This is a genomic window from Massilibacteroides vaginae (assembly GCF_900178525.1).
GTDB lineage: Bacteria > Bacteroidota > Bacteroidia > Bacteroidales > Tannerellaceae > Massilibacteroides > Massilibacteroides vaginae.
Genome location: NZ_FXDJ01000007.1, coordinates 571377 through 590940, shown reverse-complemented (window position 1 = coordinate 590940; position 19564 = coordinate 571377). Strand labels below are relative to the sequence as shown.

Below are 19564 nucleotides of genomic sequence, written 5' to 3'. Positions count from 1 at the left end.
TTGAAAAATAACCTTTATGTTTTTAGTCCTTGAATTTCAATGTGTTTTTAAGGTGGATTTTTGGGGGTTTTAAATGGTCTTTTTTAACGTGTAAAATAATAATTTATGGATGCATCGATAAAGCACCCTCTTTTTCAATTTGAGTTTTGTCCTCGCTGTGGTGCTAAGGGGTTTGTTGGGGTTAATGAGAAAGCTAAGAAGTGTACGACTTGCGGTTTTGTTTATTATTTTAATCCTTCTGCGGCTGTGGCTTGTTTTATTAAGGACAGGGCGGATAATTTTCTGGTTGTAAAGCGTAGTAAGGATCCGGCTAAAGGTACTTTGGATCTGCCGGGAGGTTTTTCTGATATGTATGAAACTGCTGAAGAGTCTGCCCGTAGGGAGGTGAAGGAGGAAACGGGTTTGGATATTTTGTCGTTGGTGTATTTGTTTTCTTTGCCGAATATTTATCCTTATTCCGGATTTGATGTGCACACGGTGGATATGTTCTTTCTTTGTGAGGTAGACTCGTTTGATGTGGCGGTTGCCGGGGATGATGCTGCTGAAATTGTGATTGTGCCAAAAGAAAAACTCGACCCCGAAGCATTCGGACTTACTTCGATCAGGCAAGCGGTGAGGATGATTTGTGCGGATCCGTCTTGTCGGGTATAAGGATGCGTTGCGGATTTTATTTATCTTTGCAGCCTGAAAAAGATCAATAAAACGAATGTATTTAAGTAAAGACGAATTATTACAATATATATCAGCAAAGCCATTTCATTTGGTTTCGGAAGCTGCGGATGAATTGGGTGTTGAGGCTTATGTGGTGGGCGGTTATGTGCGGGATATCTTTCTGTGTCGCCCTTCTAAGGATATTGACATCGTTACCGTGGGAAGCGGGATTGCCCTGGCTGAACAGGTGGCGAAGAAAATCGGGCGTAAGGCTTCTTTGTCTGTCTTTAAAAACTTCGGAACCGCTTTGATCAAAACCCGTGAGTTCGAGCTTGAGTTTGTTGGCGCCCGTAAGGAGTCGTATACACACGACAGTCGTAAGCCCGTTGTTGAAGATGGTACGCTTGAAGACGACCAGAACCGGCGGGATTTTACAATTAACGCGTTGGCTATTTGTTTGAACCGGAATCGTTATGGCGAATTGGTAGATCCTTTTGACGGTTTGTATGATATGGAAGATCGTATTATACGTACTCCGCTTGATCCCGATATAACATTCAGTGATGATCCTCTCCGCATGATGCGTGGTATTCGTTTTGCCACTCAGCTGGGTTTTGATATTGAACCCGAAACCTTCGACGCGATTGAACGTAATAAGGAGCGCATTCATATTATTTCCGGTGAGCGTATTATAGATGAATTAAATAAGATTATTCTCTCGCCTAAACCTTCGGTGGGTTTTGATTTGCTGGATAAATGTGGTTTGCTTGCGCTTATATTCCCCGAACTCGATGCGCTGAAAGGAGCGGAAACAAAGGAAGGGATCGGGCATAAAGATAATTTTTCGCATACCCTGATGGTGCTTGACCGCTTGGCGAAGACGTCGGATAATCTTTGGTTGAGGTGGGCTGCATTATTGCACGATATTGCTAAACCGGCCACAAAACGCTGGGATGCTAAGCAAGGATGGACTTTCCACAATCATAATTTTATTGGAGAAAAGATGCTTCCTGCCATTTTTAAACGGATGAAGTTGCCGATGAATGAGAAAATGAAGTTTGTTCAGAAAATGGTATTGCTTCACATGCGGCCTATCGCCCTGGCAGATGACGAAGTAACGGACTCGGCTGTACGCAGATTACTGTTTGACGCCGGAGACGATGTGGATGAGCTTATGTTGCTTTGCGAAGCGGATATCACCAGCAAAAATCCGGAGAAAGTACGCCGCTTCCTGAATAATTTCAAGATCGTGCGAGGCAAATTGGCCGAGATCGAAGAGAAAGACAGGGTTCGCAACTTTCAGCCACCTGTATCGGGCGAAGAAATAATGAAGACATTCGGTCTCACTCCTTCCCGTCCGGTGGGTGAACTGAAAGAGTTGATAAAAGACGCTATTCTGGATGGAATAATCCCGAATGAATACGAAGCAGCCCGTGCCTTTATGCTTCAGAAAGCCGCGGAAATGGGGTTGAAAGAATGTTAAGGAACTCCGCATGGCGCGGAGTTGAAACATCACAACTTGTTTAAACGCTCTACGGCTTTAACGCCCTTTACAGTCTTTATTTTCTTGGTCAGAATCGTTAGTGAAGTGGTGTCTCGCACCATTACGGAAAAGTTCCCCTGGAAGATACCGTCTACCGAATCAATATTTAACGAACGCAGCGTTACACCGTTTTCTTTACTGATTACGGAAGTAATGTTTGTTACGATCGTGATGTCATCTCTTCCTGTAACTCGTAGTGTTACCACGTATCCACTATCACCTTTACCACTCCAGCGTGCACGAATAATGCGATAGCCAAAGCGGGTGAATAATTCCTGCGCGTTCGGGCAGTCGGTGCGGTGCACCTTGATTCCCTGTGTAGAAACAAAGCCGAACACATCGTCTCCATAGATCGGGTTACAACATTTAGCCAGCTTGTATTCTATCCCCCTCAGGTTCTTATCTATCACCAATACATCCTGCTGAGAAGATCTTTCTTCGACTTCTGTTGTGGTAATATAATCTTCCGCGCTGCGAACTTCAGTGTGCTCAAAAGCTTCCTTTTCTTTTTTATCCAACTCGATGTATTGGTCGATGATCTGGTTCAGGTCAAGCCGCTCTTCGGAGATATCCAGATAAAAATCAGTAACCGTTTTATACCCCTTCTTCTTGATGTAACGCATCAGAACCGGTTCCTCCAGGTCGATTTTTCTGTTCTTGAAACGACGCTGCAACATCTCTTTCGCAAAATCTACCGTCTTGGCTGCTTCTTCCCGCAAAGCCTGCTTTATTCGGGCGCGCGCTTTAGTTGTGCTGACAAAATTCAGCCAGTCTCTTTTCGGAGATTGGGTAGGAGAGGTGATTATCGTAACCGAGTCTCCATTATTGAGAATATGCTTGATCGACACATTCCTGTCGTTCACCTTGGCAGAAATACAACGGCTTCCTATCTTAGAATGAATCGAGAAGGCAAAATCGAGTACGGTTGCTCCTTTGGGTAATTTAATCAATTCGCCGGTGGGAGTAAAGACGTATATTTCATCTTTATACAAATCCATTTTGAACTCTTTCATCAAGTCCATCGGATTATTACTGTTTGCCTCTAATGCCGCTCTTACATTGGTGAGGAACTCGTCTAACCCGTTCTCCTCCTTTACCCCTTTGTATTTCCAGTGCGCGGCCAACCCTTTTTCCGCAATCTCGTCCATACGTACGGTGCGGATCTGTACTTCTACCCATTTATTCTGAGGACCAAGTACGGTAATATGCAAACTTTCATAACCATTTGATTTAGGAATAGATATCCAGTCCTTCATCCGTTTGGGATTCGGTTGATACATGTCCGTGATAATGGAGTAAGCTTGCCAACAATCCGAACGTTCTTTATCTATAGGCGTTTCAATAACAATCCGAATAGCAAAAAGATCGTAGATGTCTTCAAATTCCAGTTGCTGTTTCTTCAGCTTATTGTTGATGGAAAAGATTGATTTGGTTCTTCCTTTAATATCGAAAACCAGTCCCGACTGGATTAATTTTTCTTGAACCGGGCGAATAAACTCTTCAATATAGGCATCACGCGAGCGTTTGGTTTCGTTTAATTTCTGTTTGATAAAGAGGTACTGTTTATTGTCCATGTATTTGAGCGATAAGTCTTCCAGCTCACTTTTAATGGTGTATAAACCCAAACGATGTGCAAGCGGAGCATACAGGTAAGACGCCTCCATGGCCAACCGTTTCCGGTCGGTTTCCTCTTTTAATTGTTTGCCCATACGCATCAGGCAGAGACGGTCGGCAATCATGATCAGAATCACGCGCACATCCTCGGCAAACGAAAACAGCAAACGATGGAAATTTTCCGAATTGATCACTGTATTTCGTGCATACAGATCGGAAGTTTTCAGTAGTCGGCGAATAATCAGCGTAACATCAGCGTTAAACGTTTTCTCAACCTGATCAAGATTGATCGCCCCTTTTAAAACGGGTCTGTAAAGCAAGAGTGCCAGAATAGAAGTGCGCTTAAGTCCGATTTCGGACGTAGCTATCAGGGCTGTACTGATATTTCTGACTAAGCCGTTGATGCCGTTTCTATCCCTTCCGTAACAATCTAACGATACGATTTCATTCAGTAAAATACGCATCTTGCGTATGTCTTCTTTCTCAAGCGACGAATATAAGTTACGTAATAGTTTTTTATATTCCGAAAAGAAGATGCTTTTCTCCTCGGGCGTGAAAAATGTCTCTGTTTTGTTCATCACTATATGCCTTTACAAAAACAAGTCCTTAGACGGACAAACCTAAACCTAATGTAAAAGTATCTTTTTTTCATGAAATAGCATGAAATACTATTCTCAATTTTCTATATTTGTAAGAATATGACTTGTTTGCTGATAAATTTAAGAGTTATGAATTAAAATAGTATATGTATGTTGGATTCAAAAGCACTGACTCAAGTAACCGCGAAGGGCATCACAGTTAATCAAATTGAGGAACAATTAGCATGCTTTTCTAAAGGATTTCCTTTTTTGGAAATAACATCTTCCGCTTCTGTAGAAAAAGGCATTAATGTAATCTCCAAAGAAGACCGGGATGGATTGATGAACGACTGGGATGCTTATTTAGGGCAAGAAAAAACAGTTGTTAAGTTCGTTCCCGCCTCCGGAGCTGCCAGTAGAATGTTTAAAAATCTCTACGAGTTTCAATCCGCTCCTTATGATGAACCTGCTACCTCTTTTGAAAAACAGTTTTTTGAAGGATTAAAGCAGTTCGCTTTTTATGATGAGCTCAATAATTGTTGTGTGAAAAAAGAAGGGAAAGATATTCCTACGCTTCTGTTGATGAAAGGTTATAAACGAATTGTATCACTCTTGCTGGATGAGTCCGGATTGAATTACGGGCAATTGCCTAAAGGGGTGCTGTTGTTTCATCATTCCGGAAAAGAAGTTCGCACCGCGATGGAAGAGCATCTTGCCGAAGGCGCTTTGTATGCAAAGAATAACCTCGGGAAAGTAAATCTTCATTTCACCGTATCGCCGGAACACCGCGCGTTGTTCAAAGCGTTGGTGGGGAAAAAAAGCGAATCGTATGAAAAAAAATATTCTGTAGATTACGATATCTCTTTTAGTGTGCAGAAAGAAAGTACAGACACGATTGCGGTTGATATGGAAAATAAACCGTTCTTGAATCAGGACGGAAGTTTGCTGTTCAGACCGGGAGGGCATGGCGCGCTGATCGAAAACCTGAATGATATCGATGGCGATATCGTTTTTATAAAGAACATTGATAATGTAGTGCCCGACTCTTTTAAATTCTCAACCGTTGCTTATAAGAAGCTTCTGGCAGGGTTGCTTGTGCGTTTACAGAAAAAGATTTTTGATTATCTCCGACTGATTGAGAGTGGTAAATATTCACATAGTCAGATTGAAGAGATGATCCATTTTCTTCAGAATGAGTTGAATGTACGTAATCCCGGCATCAAATTGCTTGAAGATGTGGAATTGGTACTTTATCTTAAACGCAAACTGAATCGTCCGATAAGAGTCTGTGGGATGGTACGTAATTCCGGTGAGCCCGGAGGAGGACCTTTCTTTGCCGTGAATCCGGATGGAACTATTTCTTTGCAGATATTGGAAAGCTCGCAGATTGATTTAAGTGATCCTGAAAAGAAATCCTTGTTTGAAGGAGGAACGCATTTTAATCCTGTAGATCTGGTTTGTGGCGTGAAGAACTATAAAGACGAGAAGTTTAACTTGCTTGAGTTTGTAGATAAGAATACCGGATTTATTTCTCAAAAGAGTAAGGACGGACGTGATTTGAAAGCGCTGGAATTGCCCGGCTTATGGAACGGAGCGATGAGTGACTGGAATACCGTGTTTGTGGAAGTTCCGGTAGAAACCTTTAATCCGGTGAAAACAGTAAATGATTTATTAAGACCGGAGCATTCCGTATCTTGATTTGCATTATATAAGGATAAAAGAGTAGAGCCGCACAAATCGTGCGGCTCTACTCTTTTATTAAATCTTAGGCAGTTGCCATGGTGCGCGATATTCTTTTGTAAGGAGCTTGTCGGCTTCGGTATCATGGAAGCTCTTTCCATCCCACGATAATTTTTTACCCGTACGATAAGCGATATTTCCTAATTGAGAGAATTTAGCGATATGGGCACCTATCTCTACACTTGCATTACAGTTTCTGTTGCGACTCTTAATACATTCCAAATGATTCTTAACGTGTAGGTTCAAACCTCCTTCGCCATATTGTTTTTTTAGGGCCACAGCATCCATGCGTTGTTTGCCATTTACTTTCTCAGGAATAACTTCCCAACCGCCACGATCCAATACCAAAGTGCCGTTTTCACCCACAAATCCTAACCCGTGATTTCGACCGTAGGCTCCATCGTCTATTCCAATGGCATGATCCCACATAACGGTAAAATCTTTAAAGGTGTAAATGGTCTGTAATAAGTCCGGCGTTTCACAGGCATCATCCGGATATCCGAATTTACCTCCGGACGCCATAATAGACTCGGGAGCGTTAACTTTCATTCCATAAAGAGCAAAGTCCAGAAGGTGAACACCCCAGTCTGTCATTAAACCACCCGCGTAATCCCAGAACCATCGGAATGTAAAGTGGAATCTGTTCCTGTTAAACGGACGTTCAGGTGCCGGACCAAGCCACATGTTATAATCTACTCCTGCCGGAACAGCTTCATCTGCCAGCACGGGAATGGACGGACACCAACCCTGGTAAGAAAATACGCGTACAGTACGTATTTTGCCTAATTGTCCGCTATGAACAAAATCCATGGCGTCTTTCCAGTGCGGGTCACTGCGTTGCCATTGACCAACTTGCACTACACGGTTATATTTCTCGGCCGCGCGTATCATAATATTACATTCTTCGATACTATTTCCCAGCGGCTTTTCGCAATATACATCTTTCCCAGCTTCGCAAGCAGCAACCATCTGAAGGCAATGCCAGTGGTCGGGTGTACCTACAATTACCACATCGATGTCTTTATTGTCAATCAGATGTCTCCAGTCTTTGTATAAATGTTTAACTTTCTTTCCTGTTATTTTTTGCGCGTCTGCGGCTCTTTCGTTTAATACGGATTCATCAATATCCGCCAATGCAAGGCATTCTACTTCCGGATTGCGAAGAAAAGCTTTCAGGTTTTCAAATCCCATCCCTTTACAGCCGATTAATCCAACTGCAATCTTATCGTTTGAACTGACGCTTTGTCCGGCTCTTATTAAAAATGGACTCATGGTTAATCCGGCTCCGAGTAGTGAAGCCTGGCGAATAAAATCTCTACGTGTTGTCATGGTTTTATTAAAAAATTAATGAGTAATGATAGGTTATACATACAAATAAAGGAATAATAGTTGATTTGACGCTAATTCACATATTAAATTCTTTAGTATATTTGACTGTTTTTGTAAAACCACGAATGATTTGTTTAAATATTAATTTTTTTACCATGAAAACAGAAAATAAAAAAGGAATCAGCCGCAGGGAATTTCTAAGCTATTCTGCTTTGGGTTTGGCCGGGCTGACCATTCTTCCAAGTTGGGCAATGAATGGCGTACGGGTCGCACCCAGTGATCGTGTAGTTTTGGGATTTATCGGTTTAGGTCAGCAGGGATTGTCTGACTTTGCCGGATTTGCCGGATGCCCGGGCGTGCAGGTTGCTGCATGCAGCGATGTCGACTCAATAAAGATGGAGCGTTTCAGAAGACGTATTGCTTCATGGCAGGAAGCAAAGGGAATGACTGCTCGTTGTGATAAGTATGAGTTTTATGAACAAATGCTTGAGCGAAAAGATATTGACGCTATCGAAGTTGCTACTCCGGATCATTGGCATGCCTTGAACACGATCCATGCTTGCCAAGCAGGCAAAGACGTTTATTGTCAGAAGCCTTTAGCCTTTACAATCGCGGAAGGTTTGGCTATGGTGAAAGCTGTACGTCAAAACAAACGTGTTCTTCAGGTAGGTAGTCAACAACGTTCCAGCAAAGAATTTCAGAAAGCCATTGAATTGGTTCGTTCGGGTGCTATCGGACATATTGAAAAAATACATGCTCGTGTAGGCGCACCTCCTAAACCATTGGATTTACCCGAAATGGCTGTTCCGGCTAATTTAAACTTTAATCAATGGATGGGACCGTTAAATGATCCTAAGGTTCATTATCATGCAGACCTTTGTCCGCCGATCTCCTTAGATCCGGATCAGAATGAACAGCTTTGGGGAGCATGGCGTTGGTATCAAGAAACCGGCAACGGTTATACAGCCGATTGGGGTGCTCACATGTTTGATATAGCACAGGCTGCCATAGGAATGGATGGTTCGGGACCTGTTGAATTTATCCCTCAGGGACATAATGGAGCACAATATGCGGCAATGAAATACGCCAACGGTATTGTAATGACTGAGCAACCATTTTTAGACGATAACGATGGAGCTCAAGGCATCAAATTTATCGGTACAAATGGTTGGATTGAAGTAGCACGCGGTTATTTGGCTTGTTCGGATCCTTCTAAAGTGCCTGCTGATCTGGCCGGAAAACGTCCTTTAAGCAAGGAAGAGCAAACCAGAATGTGGGAAGAGTATAAGAAAAAGCAAGAAGAAGAAAGTAAGAAAAAGAAGAAAAAAGGCGAACCGGCGAAAGGTGGTATGGCAGGAAGCTATGAAACAAGTTCTCCGCACATGCAAAACTTTATTGATTGTGTTCGTTCCCGCGAAAATCCGATTGCTCCGGTTGAAGTTGGCTGTAGTACGAATACACTTTGCTGTCTGGCGAATATCGCCCGCGAGTTGAATCGTCCGGTTAAATGGGATCCGGCAACACTCACATTTGTTAACGACAAAGAAGCCGCGGCACACCGTTTATACGCATACGAATATAGAAATCCTTATCAATTACCTTACTTCTGTAAATGAATTAGGTAATAGGAAAATAAAATAGTAGAGGGTATCTGAAAGCTTTGGATACCCTCTTTTGCCCTATAACCATTCATGAATGCGTTGGCGAATGGCGTTGGATTCACTTAGTAATCGGATAAACTCTTGCGCTGAACGTTTTCTGTACGTCTTTTTTAGCATATTTACTACCATTCCTAAAATTATAAATATGCATATTAAACCGTTAAAAGTAAGTAAATATAAATAATGATCAAATAAATTCTCTTCTTGCTGAAAAAGACAAAGCAATAATGCTGTGATTGTCCGGTAAGCATACATCCCGGGAATCATAGGAAGCAATGCCGGGAATAGACATGTTTCTGCTTATAATGTCCGTCAAGCATATCACTTATGGAATTGGGATCAAATGAAGTATCCGGTTGGCAACACCTATTTTTTTTGTTTTTTAAGTTAAAAACAGTGCTTAATTTACTATTTTTGACCGATTTTTATATTGCTGTAAATCAACGCCTTATATTTGCGAAAAATATAAAGGTTATTTTTTCAAACATAAAGGATATTTTTTGAAAAATAAAGGATATCTTTTTAAAAACATAGTATTATAAAAAAAACGCTTCTGTTTTTAAGTGAATCTGAATTGTTAATTACATACACCAACCGGGTTTTCTTTTTGACTCTGGAATTGATATAAGGAATTCCCGGTATTAGATAAAGCACACTTGTTCCAAGTGTGATCTGGGGAGTTTCTCCTAAACTGAATAGATGTCCGGAGGCTGCTATAACTGACGGAAAAAAAGCAGAACAAAAGAAGATAAGACGAATATCCATCCTATTCTCTAACATTATTTGTTTAATACGATAACCGACTAATGTTGCTATAAATACAATCAACATGGAAATACTATCGCCTCCAAACAGACGAGTAAAGGAAGCGTTCGCAAATGATGTTAAGATTAAAACTAACTGTTGGTTCTCCGGTGAAGATTTGATAATCTTCTCGAAAATGTGTAAGGCCTCGTGAAATCCAATTTGTCCATCTGCGACATTCTTATCTCTCGAAATGAGCCATTAAAGAAATGGCATACGGAAGATTCGATAACTTCTATAGACAAAACTAATGGTTGGCCGTTTGGTTTTTCAGTTATCTAATAATGGCGTGAGAGCTCAAAATGAGAGAAGAGAAAATTTACTTTTGTTTTCTCCTTCTTGATTTTTACCTTTGACCGTGAAATAGGAGAGAAGGTAAATGATCAGTGAAAAAATAAGAGCGTGGTATCGGATTAATAAGCGTGATTTGCCATGGCGAAACTCAACGGATCCTTATGTGATCTGGATATCTGAAATCATGCTACAGCAAACACGCGTTGCGCAGGGGTATGATTATTTTTTGCGATTTACGGAACGTTTTCCGGATGTACAGTCTTTAGCCGAAGCTTCGGAGGATGAGGTGTTGAAATATTGGGAAGGGTTGGGTTATTATAGCCGGGCACGAAATTTACACGCCGCAGCTAAATGTATACTGACTGATTTTAACGGCCGTTTTCCTGATCAATATATCGATGTTTTGTCTTTAAAAGGAGTAGGAGAGTACACTGCGGCGGCCATCGTTTCTTTTGTTTGGAATCAGCCTTATGCCGTGGTAGATGGTAATGTATATCGGGTGTTGTCGCGACTTTTCGGACTGGATACACCTATTGATACAGGTAAAGGCAAAAAGGCGTTTGCTGAATTAGCTACACAGATAATGGATCGCGAATATGCCGGCGAACATAACCAAGCGATAATGGAGTTTGGTGCATTGCAATGCGTACCTCGTAATCCGGATTGCGTTTCTTGTATCTTTTCAGACAACTGCTTGGCTTATGCTCAAAATAAGGTTTCGCTACTTCCATTTAAGCAAGGTAAGACAAAGGTTCGTACGCGTTACTTTCATTACTTCCATATAATAGAAGGCAATAAAACCTACCTTCATAAGCGTCCTTCCGGGGATATCTGGCAGGGCTTATATGAATTTCCTTTGATAGAAACCTCTGTTCAGATGGACTTTGCGGAATTAGAGCAATCGCAATCTTTCCGTGAATTATTTTCCGGAAGTGAGGGAATAGAAATTGGTTATACACTATCCGGAATAAAGCATATTTTGTCTCATCAAACATTGAATGCTTCGTTTTATCAGATCCAACTACAAAAAGCCGCACAAAACCTTGAGGCGTATCAACAGATTTCCATAGAAAATCTAACTGATTACGCAATGCCTCGTCTGCTACATATTTATTTGGAGAAAACAGGAGGAAAGTTGGCTAAGTAATCGAATTTATGTTTCTTTGTATTATTATATTATAAATAAAAAAACTATGTCTCTAAATAAAGTGATTTTGATAGGGAACGTTGGGAAAGATCCTGATGTACGTTACTTTGACAGTGGTGCGGCTGTTGCCAACTTCCCATTGGCTACATCCGAAAGAGGATATACACTTGCGAATGGAACAGTTGTTCCGGAACGTACGGATTGGCATAATATCGTGGTGCGTCGTGATCAGGTTAACTTTGTTGAAAAATGGGTAAAAAAAGGTTCACTCGTTCAGGTAGAAGGTAAGATTCGCAACCGTAGTTATGATGACCAGAATGGCGTGAAGCGATATGTGACCGAAATTCACGCGGATCGTGTTGAATTCTTTAGTCTGGGGTCGGGTTCGCGTCCGGCAGAAGGACAGCAAGCAGCGGCAAGTACTTCTCCTTCGCAGGGAAATACATCCTCTTATCAACAGCCGAACGTAAGTCAGGCCTCTTCCATTACAGAAACCAGTGACGCGGATGATCTCCCGTTCTGATATTGTTTAACTAATGCCATACCCCTTGGACTCAGATTATTATTTATCGGGCTTATACGAACAAACAGCATTTTGGAATTCTTCATTAAGTCCCTTTGTGGCTTTATTTATAGCCTTTCTCTTGTTGGTTTTTTATGCATTAATATCAGCCGCCGAAGTAGCTTATTTTTCTTTACCTCCGGAAGATGTAAATGCAGTCCAGAGTGAACGAAAAACTTCCGATTCGCTTATTAAACGTTTGCTTTCCCGCCCTAATTATTTGCTGCTTTCAGTCTTTATTACAAGTAATCTTTTATTGGTAGCGATTGTTCTTCTTTGTACGTTTACTTTTTATTCATTATTCGACTTTTCGTTTGCTCCTGTTTTGGGATTGATCCTATTGTTGGTGGGAATAACATTATTGATCTATTTTAGTAAAATACCGAGGAGATATGCGCGGATCTTTCCGTTGGAATTCGCTCGTTTTTTAGCACCACTGATAAGTGTGGTTGATTTTATTTGTTTTCCATTTGCGAAATTATTCATCTCTATAGGTTCCTTTTTTGAGAAAAAGCTGGTGAAAAATAAAGCCGAAAGTTCCAATGAATTGTCAGGCTCATTTGATTACAACAGCTCCCGTAATTCGGAGGATAAGGAAATGATTGCGGAGGTTATTAAGTTTTACGACAAAACAGCCGATGAAATTATGACCTCCCGTTTAGATGTTGAGGATATCGATATCAGAACAAGTTTTCGGGCTGTTGTCGCTTTTGTGTTGGAATCCGGATTTTCACGTATACCGGTCTATGAGGATTCCGAAGACAATATGAAGGGGATTCTCTACCTGAGAGATCTTTTACCTCATTTATATAAAGATGATGATTTTAAGTGGCAAACGTTAATTCGTCCGGCTTACTTTGTTCCGGAAACCAAAAAGATTGACGATTTGTTGGAAGAATTCAGAGTGAATAAGATCCACATGGCCATTGTTGTAGATGAATTTGGCGGTACATCCGGTATTGTAACAATGGAGGATATTCTGGAAGAAATCGTAGGCGAGATATTCGATGAATATGATGAAGATGAAAAACAATGTATTCGTTTGGCCGACGGAAGTTTTATTCTAAAAACCAAAATATTGTTGACCAACTTTTTCCGTATGACCGATGTCGACCCGGATGAGTTTGATGATCTGACCGAAGAAGTGGAAACATTAGGTGGATTATTACTTGAAATAAAAGGCGGTTTTCCGCAACGAAAAGAAATTATTGCGTATAAGAAATACCGTTTTCAGATATTGGAACTTGACAACAGGCGAATCCTGAAAGTGAAGTTTTACAATACAGACCAAGAAACGCAGTCATAAGATTTATATATACAATGTACCGGGTGTTTTATATCTGCTTACTCTTTATGCTTTCCTGTTCGGAATATACACCTAAACCACGAGGGTATGTCCGACTCGAACCGGCAGCAGCTCTTTATGTTCAATTGCCTGTAACGGATATACCTTATTCTTTCTCAATTTCAGATAAAGTAACGATAGAACTCCCAGACGAACAACCTGTAGGGTGGATTACATTTACTTACCCGGAGCTTAACGCTACTTTATATGGCAGCTTTTTTCTTGTAACAAACGATAAACTACCCGAATTAACCGGCGAAGCGCATAAGCTTGTAGAACGAATGGGCCAACCATCCAAAGTTTCTGCTTACGAGAATCCGGAATCAAAGGTTTACGGAAAGTTTTTTGAAATAAGCGGCAATGTGGCCTCACCGCTACAATTTTTTTTGACGGATAGCCTTTCGCGTTTTTTTCGTGGAGCATTATATTACCATAAGGTTCCCGAATCAGACTCAATAGCTCCTGTGACGGACTATTTACGAAAGGATATGATAGAATTAGTTCAAACCTTTAGTTGGAAAGATTGATGGCATTACTTAAAAGACATTCTTCCCTGCTTTTGGGAATATGGAAAATTGAAGAAACGGAAGCTGAATTATTGAACCTTCTGGATCCGCATAAGGCTTATCAGCTTTTTTTGAATAAGCACAAGGTGGAAACACGCAAAAAAGAATGGCTTGCGACGCGTGTTTTGCTAAAAGAATTATTAGGCGAAGAGTTGATGATTGCCTATTATTCGGATGGTGCGCCGTATCTGCCGGACCGACCTGATATGTCTATCAGTGTTTCCCATACGAAAGGTTATGTGGCGGTTTATTGTAAAGAAGGCGCACCGGTTGGTATAGATATTGAATACTGGGCAAACAGAATACTGAAGATCAAGCACAAATTTTTGTCGGAAGAAGAACTTGAAATGGTTGATCAGGAGAATGAAACCGGATATCTGCTGATCTGTTGGTGTGCTAAAGAAACTCTTTTTAAATTGATTAGGCAGGATGAGGTAGACTTTCGTGGGCATTTGCATATTAATCCTTTTGCTTATAGCCCGGAAGGTGAAGTAGAAGTATGGGAATCAAGAACACCTCGAAGAGAATCATTTATTTTGAATTATCTGGTAACTCCTGATATTGTACTCACCTTCAACAGGTAAGTACAATGTAGCTTTTTTCTTACCTGTTCCATATCTGCCATGCTTCAAATGCCTGAAGCAATAACATTTCCAATCCGTTTTTAACAGTTGCCCCCTGCGCCTTCCCGTTTTTCATAAATTTTGTTTCATCGGGGTTGTACAGCAAGTCATACAATAGATGCTTTGAGGTAAGTGCTTCGTAGGGAATTTCCGGACAATTATCTACATGCGGATACATTCCCAATGGCGTGCAATTAACTATTACTGTATAGTAATCCAGCATTTTTGGTGTAATTTCGTCATACGTAATACACAGATCTTTAGGATTACGCGAAACGAATGTGGCGTCAATTCCTAATTGTTTCAAACCATGATAAACAGCTTTAGAAGAGCCGCCTGTGCCCAGTATCAACGCTTTTCGGTGCGAACTGTCCAATAAGGGTTCTATCGATTGTTTAAAACCGACAATGTCTGAGTTAAAACCTTTAAGTTTAGTTTTTCCCAAAAAACCTTTCGTGAACTTTATCACATTTACTGCACCGATTAACTTCGCGTTCTCGTCAATTTCATCTAAAAGAGGAATTACCTGAGATTTATAAGGCAACGTAACATTCAGGCCACATAAATCAGGATTACTCTTTAGCACATCTTTTAATTCTTTAATATCGGGGATCTCAAAATTCACGTATTGGGCATTGATTTTCTCCGCTTCAAACTTTCTGTTAAAATAAGTTTTGGAGAAGGAGTGCCCAAGCGGATATCCCAACAATCCGTATTTTCGCATAAATAATTGGTTTTTTATTTCGTACCGGTATACATTGTACAAACACCAAATGTAAATGTCCGGTACTGTGTTTCTTTAAAACCTGCCCGATCGAGAATGCCTGTCATTACGCGTCCTTGAGGAACAACTTTAATTGAAGAGGGCAGATAGTCGTAAGCAGCCTTTTCTTTCGATATTAACTTTCCCATAGTAGGGATTATGTACTTCGAATAAACAGAGAAGAGTTGCTTCATCGGAAAGTATTCCGGTGAAGAGAGTTCCAGAATCATGATATGTCCGCCGGGTTTAAGCACACGATACATTTCGCTGATTCCCTGTTCGATATCTTCGAAATTACGTACACCAAAGGCGGCCGTAGCAGCGTCAAACCTATTGTTTTCATAAGTAAGCGCAAGGCAATCTTGCTGTTCGAATGATATTGAGTCGGCATATCCGGCCTCACGGGCCTTCTCCCTACCGATACTCATCATTCCTTCGGAGATATCAGCACCAATAACTTTTTCGGCATTCAACCGGTGGCGCATGGCAATAGCCAGATCACCCGTTCCGGTTGCGATGTCGAGTATATGCTGAGGAGCAAAAGGCTTTAAGTAGGCGATACCTTTCTTGCGCCATCCCTTGTCAAAGCCAAGCGATAACAAACGGTTCAGCTTGTCATAAGCGAATGCGATAGTATCAAACATCCGCCTTACTTGTACCGTCTTTTGCTCCTCACCTTTGTAAGGACGTATTTTTTCTGCTCCGTACGTCATTTATCTGGAGGCAAGATAAGCCGTTACATTACGTTCAATTCTATTCAGAAGATTCTCTGTGTTGCCTCGTTCAAAAGGCTCTCCGGTGATATGTTCGAATAGTTCGATATACCGTTCGCTGATACCTTCAACAATTGCCGGAGTCATTTCGGGAACCTGTTGCCCTTCTTTACCCTGAAAACCGTTTTCCATCAGCCATTCACGAACAAATTCTTTAGAAAGTTGTTTTTGCGCTTCGTTTTTGTTGAAACGTTCTTCATATCCTTCAGCGTAGAAATAACGAGACGAGTCCGGTGTGTGAATTTCATCGATCAAATAAATTTTTCCATCACGATGTCCGAATTCATACTTTGTATCTACTAAGATCAGTCCCCTTTTAGCCGCTATTTCAGTACCCCGTTTAAATAGAGCGGTAGTATACTTCTCAAGCACTTCGTAATCTGCCGCCGACACCAATCCCTGTTGCAGAATTTCTTCTTTAGAAATATCCTCATCATGCATACCGATCGCGGCCTTTGTTGTAGGCGTGATGATCGGTTCCGGGAAACGCTGGTTTTCGCGCATACCGTCGGGTATTTTTACTCCGCATATTTCACGCACGCCACTCTTATAAGCACGCCATGCGCTTCCGCACAAGTAACCACGTACAATCATCTCTACCGGAAAACCTTCACATTGCACACCAACTGTTACCATCGGATCCGGAGAAGCCAATTTCCAGTTTGGGCAGATATCAGCCGTAGCATCCAAAAAACCGGCAGCAATCTGATTCAACATTTGTCCTTTATAAGGAATACCTTCAGGAAGCACTACATCAAAAGCGGAAATTCGGTCGGTTGCTACCATCACCAATAATTCATCGTTGATGTTATAAACGTCGCGTACTTTTCCATGATAAACACCCTTTTGTTTCGGGAAATTAAAATCCGTTTCAACTAACGCCTTTTTCATATCATTCCTATTTTTGATTCGTTTCTGTTGTGTTATTTCTTTTTTCTCTTGTTTCTTTTTTACGCCTTTCATCAAATTTATCGTAAGCATTCACGATACGCTGTACCAGTTTATGACGTACAATATCTTTCTTTGTAAACTCGGTTCGCCCGATTCCAGTTACCCCTTTCAGTATATCCATAGCCTGAATAAGTCCGGAAGTTGTAGTCGGAGGGAGGTCTATTTGTGTGATATCTCCCGTTACGATCATTTTCGCACCCATACCCAGACGTGTAAGGAACATTTTAATCTGGTGAGTTGTTGTGTTTTGCGCCTCATCCAGAATAATCACAGCATCATTCAGCGTACGTCCGCGCATAAACGCTAAAGGTGCTATCTGAATTACATTTGTTTCCATATATTCCTTTAGCTTAACAGCCGGAATCATGTCCTGAAGCGCATCGTATAAAGGTTGCAGATAAGGATCGAGCTTATCTTTCATCTCCCCCGGCAGGAAACCCAATTTCTCACCTGCTTCAACAGCCGGGCGACTAAGAATGATTTTCCTGACTTCCTTATTTTTCAGTGCCCTGACCGCAAGAGCAATAGCTACGAATGTTTTTCCCGATCCGGCAGGTCCGATAGCAAAAACCAGATCATTTTCATCAAATGACTTTACAAGTAATTGCTGGTTTTCCGTACGGGCCACAATCGGCTTACCATTCATGCCGTGAATGATGAGGTTTTCCTGTTTTACGACAGTAGGAGCCTTACCTTTTAGAATATCCAGAATAACCTCCTCGTTTAGCGTATTAAACTCTTCGCAGTACTTCTCGATTTCCCGGATTTTTTTCAGGAAGATTTCCGATTCTTCCTCGTCTCCTATCACCTTCATTATATTCCCCCTTGCCACAATACGCAACTTCGGAAATAAAGTTTTGATCAGTTGTATGTTTACGTTGTTAACACCGTAGAATAAGACAGGATCTACGTTTTCAAGAATATATATCCGTTCAATCATGAGATGCCATTTCTATAACTTTTATATTTAATACACAAAAATACGAATATTCTCCTATCATTACTATCATTTAACCTATAGAGCCGGTTTAAATTTTCCGAAAAATAATATTATGTTGTTATTTTGCTCAGTTTTGAATTTCTTTTCGATCTATCCTCATTTGAAAACAAGTAAATACCCTCGAAAAAATCTCAAAAAAGCGACAAGCAAAATTTAAACGGAATCTTAACTTTTTAAGTTAAAAACGGCACTTGTTTGTCTGTTTTTGAGCGGTTTTTTATAGTGCTGATAATCAGCAGGTTGTTTATGCTGAAAAACATAAAGGTTATTTTTCCGAAAATAAAGGATATTTCCGAAAAAATAAAGGATATCTTTTCAAACATATAGTAATGCAAAATAACGCCTCCATTTCAAGGGCGATTTTGAATTGTTAAAAAGGAGGAGTCAACATATTCGCCAACCTCAAATTCCGGAGCCGCAATGTAATTCGCAAGTGCGAAACCCCATTAACCCCACCGCCTCATCCATTGCCATCCAGACCCTGTCGAAAACCACTCATCGCAACACATTGTCACCCTGAGCCTGTCGAAGGGTCTCATCCCAACACGTTGTCATGTTGAGCCTGTCGAAGGGTCTCATCCCAACACGTTGTCATGTTGAGCTTGTCGAAGGGTCTCATCCCAACACATTGTCATGTTGAGCTTGTCGAAACATCTCACCGCGTCTGACTATTATTAAACGAAGCCTTATACAGAGATCTCTCCACTTCGGTCGAGATGACAGGGAGGATAGTCGAGATGACAGGGAGGTCGGTCATTGTTCGTAGGGGCGAAAAATCTTTCCAAAGTAATTGAACCTGAATTTGGTTCAGGTTTTTCAACGAGACAATTAGAGCGTGCAAGACAGTTTTATAGAACGTATCCAATTGCGACCGCAGTGCGGACGCAATTCAACTGGTCTCAATACAAGATGCTTATGCAGATTGATAATGAAGACAAAAGAGAATATTATGAACTGGAAGCAGCGAACAATGGATGGACAGGTAGAGAATTGGAAAGGCAAATAAATTCGGGGTTATATGAAAGATTATTATTGAGTAATGACAAGAAGGCGGTTTTAGAAGTTGCAAGAAAACAAAGAATGCCGGAGCAACCGGCTGAGATTATAAAAGACCCAATGGTATTGGAATTTTTAGGGTTAAAGCGGGATGCAACATATTATGAAAAAGATTTGGAAAGTGCATTAATAACGAATCTTCAACTCTTTCTATTGGAATTAGGTAATGGATTCTCATTTATTGCAAGGCAAAAACGAATTTTGCTGGAAGATGATGAGTTCTTTATTGATTTGGTTTTTTATAACCGCTTATTACGCTCTTTCGTAATCATTGAAATTAAGACACATAAGATTACTCATGCTGATATTGGACAACTACAAATGTATGTGAATTACTATGATAGAAATGAAAAATTGCCTGATGAAAATCCAACAATAGGCATTCTTCTTTGTGCCGATAAGAACAATGCAGTTGTAAAATACTCGCTACCGGAAAACGACAAAGCGATAATGGCAAGCAAATATCAGCTCTACTTACCGACAGAGAAACAGCTCTTGACGGAATTAAAGCGAGAGATTGAAGATTCTAAACAAGAAGGGAAAAGCGAATGACATATTTTACTG

The 19564-nt window shown here is 40.9% G+C and carries 17 protein-coding genes and 1 pseudogene; 10 read left to right on the top strand and 8 right to left on the bottom strand.

Going from position 1 to position 19564, the window contains the following annotated elements; translation table 11 throughout:
* Nucleotides 1-117 precede the first annotated feature (117 nt).
* Both B9Y81_RS05325 and B9Y81_RS05320 read left to right on the top strand, forming a co-directional pair.
* Entirely contained in the window at nucleotides 118-651 is a 534-nt protein-coding gene (locus tag B9Y81_RS05325) for an NUDIX hydrolase (RefSeq protein ID WP_085536012.1), read from the top strand.
* Nucleotides 652-706: 55 nt separating this feature from the next.
* Nucleotides 707-2134: a CCA tRNA nucleotidyltransferase gene (locus tag B9Y81_RS05320; protein WP_085535949.1), complete on the top strand. Its 1428-nt coding sequence runs from the start codon at nucleotides 707-709 to the stop codon at nucleotides 2132-2134.
* Nucleotides 2135-2163: 29 nt separating this feature from the next.
* Here the strand turns inward: B9Y81_RS05320 and B9Y81_RS05315 are convergent, their stop codons facing one another.
* Nucleotides 2164-4386 carry a RelA/SpoT family protein gene (locus B9Y81_RS05315; protein WP_085535948.1) on the bottom strand — a complete coding sequence of 741 codons (2223 nt, stop codon included), beginning with the start codon at nucleotides 4384-4386 and terminating at the stop codon, nucleotides 2164-2166.
* Nucleotides 4387-4557: 171 nt separating this feature from the next.
* On the opposite strand from B9Y81_RS05315, the gene B9Y81_RS05310 reads away from it, so the two are divergent.
* Nucleotides 4558-6084, top strand: coding sequence for a DUF4301 family protein (locus B9Y81_RS05310; protein WP_085535947.1), 1527 nt, complete (start codon nucleotides 4558-4560; stop codon nucleotides 6082-6084).
* A gap of 60 nt (nucleotides 6085-6144) precedes the next feature.
* Here B9Y81_RS05310 and B9Y81_RS05305 read toward each other — a convergent pair whose 3' ends face one another.
* Nucleotides 6145-7455: a Gfo/Idh/MocA family protein gene (locus tag B9Y81_RS05305; RefSeq protein ID WP_085535946.1), complete on the bottom strand. Its 1311-nt coding sequence runs from the start codon at nucleotides 7453-7455 to the stop codon at nucleotides 6145-6147.
* A gap of 155 nt (nucleotides 7456-7610) precedes the next feature.
* Between B9Y81_RS05305 and B9Y81_RS05300 the strand changes: the two genes are divergently transcribed.
* Nucleotides 7611-9071 (top strand): Gfo/Idh/MocA family protein, encoded by a 1461-nt coding sequence (locus B9Y81_RS05300; protein WP_085535945.1) that lies wholly within the window; start codon nucleotides 7611-7613, stop codon nucleotides 9069-9071.
* 63 nt (nucleotides 9072-9134) lie between these two features.
* Here B9Y81_RS05300 and B9Y81_RS05295 read toward each other — a convergent pair.
* A pseudogene (locus B9Y81_RS05295) lies at nucleotides 9135-9413 on the bottom strand (hypothetical protein); the annotation flags it as partial.
* 225 nt (nucleotides 9414-9638) lie between these two features.
* On the bottom strand, nucleotides 9639-10043 hold the full coding sequence (locus tag B9Y81_RS05290) for a threonine/serine exporter family protein (RefSeq protein ID WP_245832406.1): 405 nt from the start codon (nucleotides 10041-10043) through the stop codon (nucleotides 9639-9641).
* A 256-nt stretch (nucleotides 10044-10299) separates the two neighbouring features.
* Here B9Y81_RS05290 and mutY point away from each other — a divergent pair, with 256 nt between their 5' ends.
* The 5 genes from mutY (at nucleotide 10300) to B9Y81_RS05265 (ending at nucleotide 14418) form a co-directional block, all read left to right on the top strand.
* Nucleotides 10300-11361 (top strand): A/G-specific adenine glycosylase, encoded by a 1062-nt coding sequence (mutY, locus tag B9Y81_RS05285; RefSeq protein WP_085535942.1) that lies wholly within the window; start codon nucleotides 10300-10302, stop codon nucleotides 11359-11361.
* Nucleotides 11362-11407: 46 nt separating this feature from the next.
* A complete protein-coding gene (locus tag B9Y81_RS05280; RefSeq protein WP_085535941.1) occupies nucleotides 11408-11884 on the top strand; it encodes a single-stranded DNA-binding protein in 477 nt (158 codons plus the stop codon).
* 97 nt (nucleotides 11885-11981) lie between these two features.
* Nucleotides 11982-13229, top strand: a complete 1248-nt coding sequence (gene gldE, locus B9Y81_RS05275) for a gliding motility-associated protein GldE (protein WP_245832400.1) — start codon at nucleotides 11982-11984, stop codon at nucleotides 13227-13229.
* A gap of 14 nt (nucleotides 13230-13243) precedes the next feature.
* Entirely contained in the window at nucleotides 13244-13795 is a 552-nt protein-coding gene (gene gldD / locus B9Y81_RS05270; RefSeq protein ID WP_085535940.1) for a gliding motility lipoprotein GldD, read from the top strand.
* Nucleotides 13795-14418, top strand: a complete 624-nt coding sequence (locus B9Y81_RS05265; protein ID WP_085535939.1) for a 4'-phosphopantetheinyl transferase family protein — start codon at nucleotides 13795-13797, stop codon at nucleotides 14416-14418. The genes gldD and B9Y81_RS05265 overlap by 1 nt, the downstream gene beginning before the upstream one ends.
* 19 nt (nucleotides 14419-14437) lie before the next feature.
* Here B9Y81_RS05265 and B9Y81_RS05260 read toward each other — a convergent pair whose 3' ends face one another.
* The 4 genes from B9Y81_RS05260 to B9Y81_RS05245 are packed head-to-tail and all read right to left on the bottom strand — an operon-like array spanning nucleotide 14438 to nucleotide 17884.
* Nucleotides 14438-15181 (bottom strand): shikimate dehydrogenase family protein, encoded by a 744-nt coding sequence (locus B9Y81_RS05260; protein ID WP_085535938.1) that lies wholly within the window; start codon nucleotides 15179-15181, stop codon nucleotides 14438-14440.
* A gap of 14 nt (nucleotides 15182-15195) precedes the next feature.
* Nucleotides 15196-15933, bottom strand: coding sequence for a bifunctional demethylmenaquinone methyltransferase/2-methoxy-6-polyprenyl-1,4-benzoquinol methylase UbiE (ubiE, locus tag B9Y81_RS05255; RefSeq protein WP_085535937.1), 738 nt, complete (start codon nucleotides 15931-15933; stop codon nucleotides 15196-15198).
* The gene (locus B9Y81_RS05250; protein ID WP_085536010.1) at nucleotides 15934-16884 is read right to left on the bottom strand and encodes a phosphoribosylaminoimidazolesuccinocarboxamide synthase; all 951 of its coding nucleotides are present in this window, start codon (nucleotides 16882-16884) and stop codon (nucleotides 15934-15936) included. It lies immediately after the preceding gene.
* Nucleotides 16885-16891: 7 nt separating this feature from the next.
* The gene (locus B9Y81_RS05245; protein ID WP_085535936.1) at nucleotides 16892-17884 is read right to left on the bottom strand and encodes a PhoH family protein; all 993 of its coding nucleotides are present in this window, start codon (nucleotides 17882-17884) and stop codon (nucleotides 16892-16894) included.
* Between the two features lie 816 nt (nucleotides 17885-18700).
* Between B9Y81_RS05245 and B9Y81_RS05240 the strand changes: the two genes are divergently transcribed.
* On the top strand, nucleotides 18701-19552 hold the full coding sequence (locus tag B9Y81_RS05240) for a PDDEXK nuclease domain-containing protein (RefSeq protein ID WP_085535935.1): 852 nt from the start codon (nucleotides 18701-18703) through the stop codon (nucleotides 19550-19552).
* Nucleotides 19553-19564 lie beyond the last annotated feature (12 nt).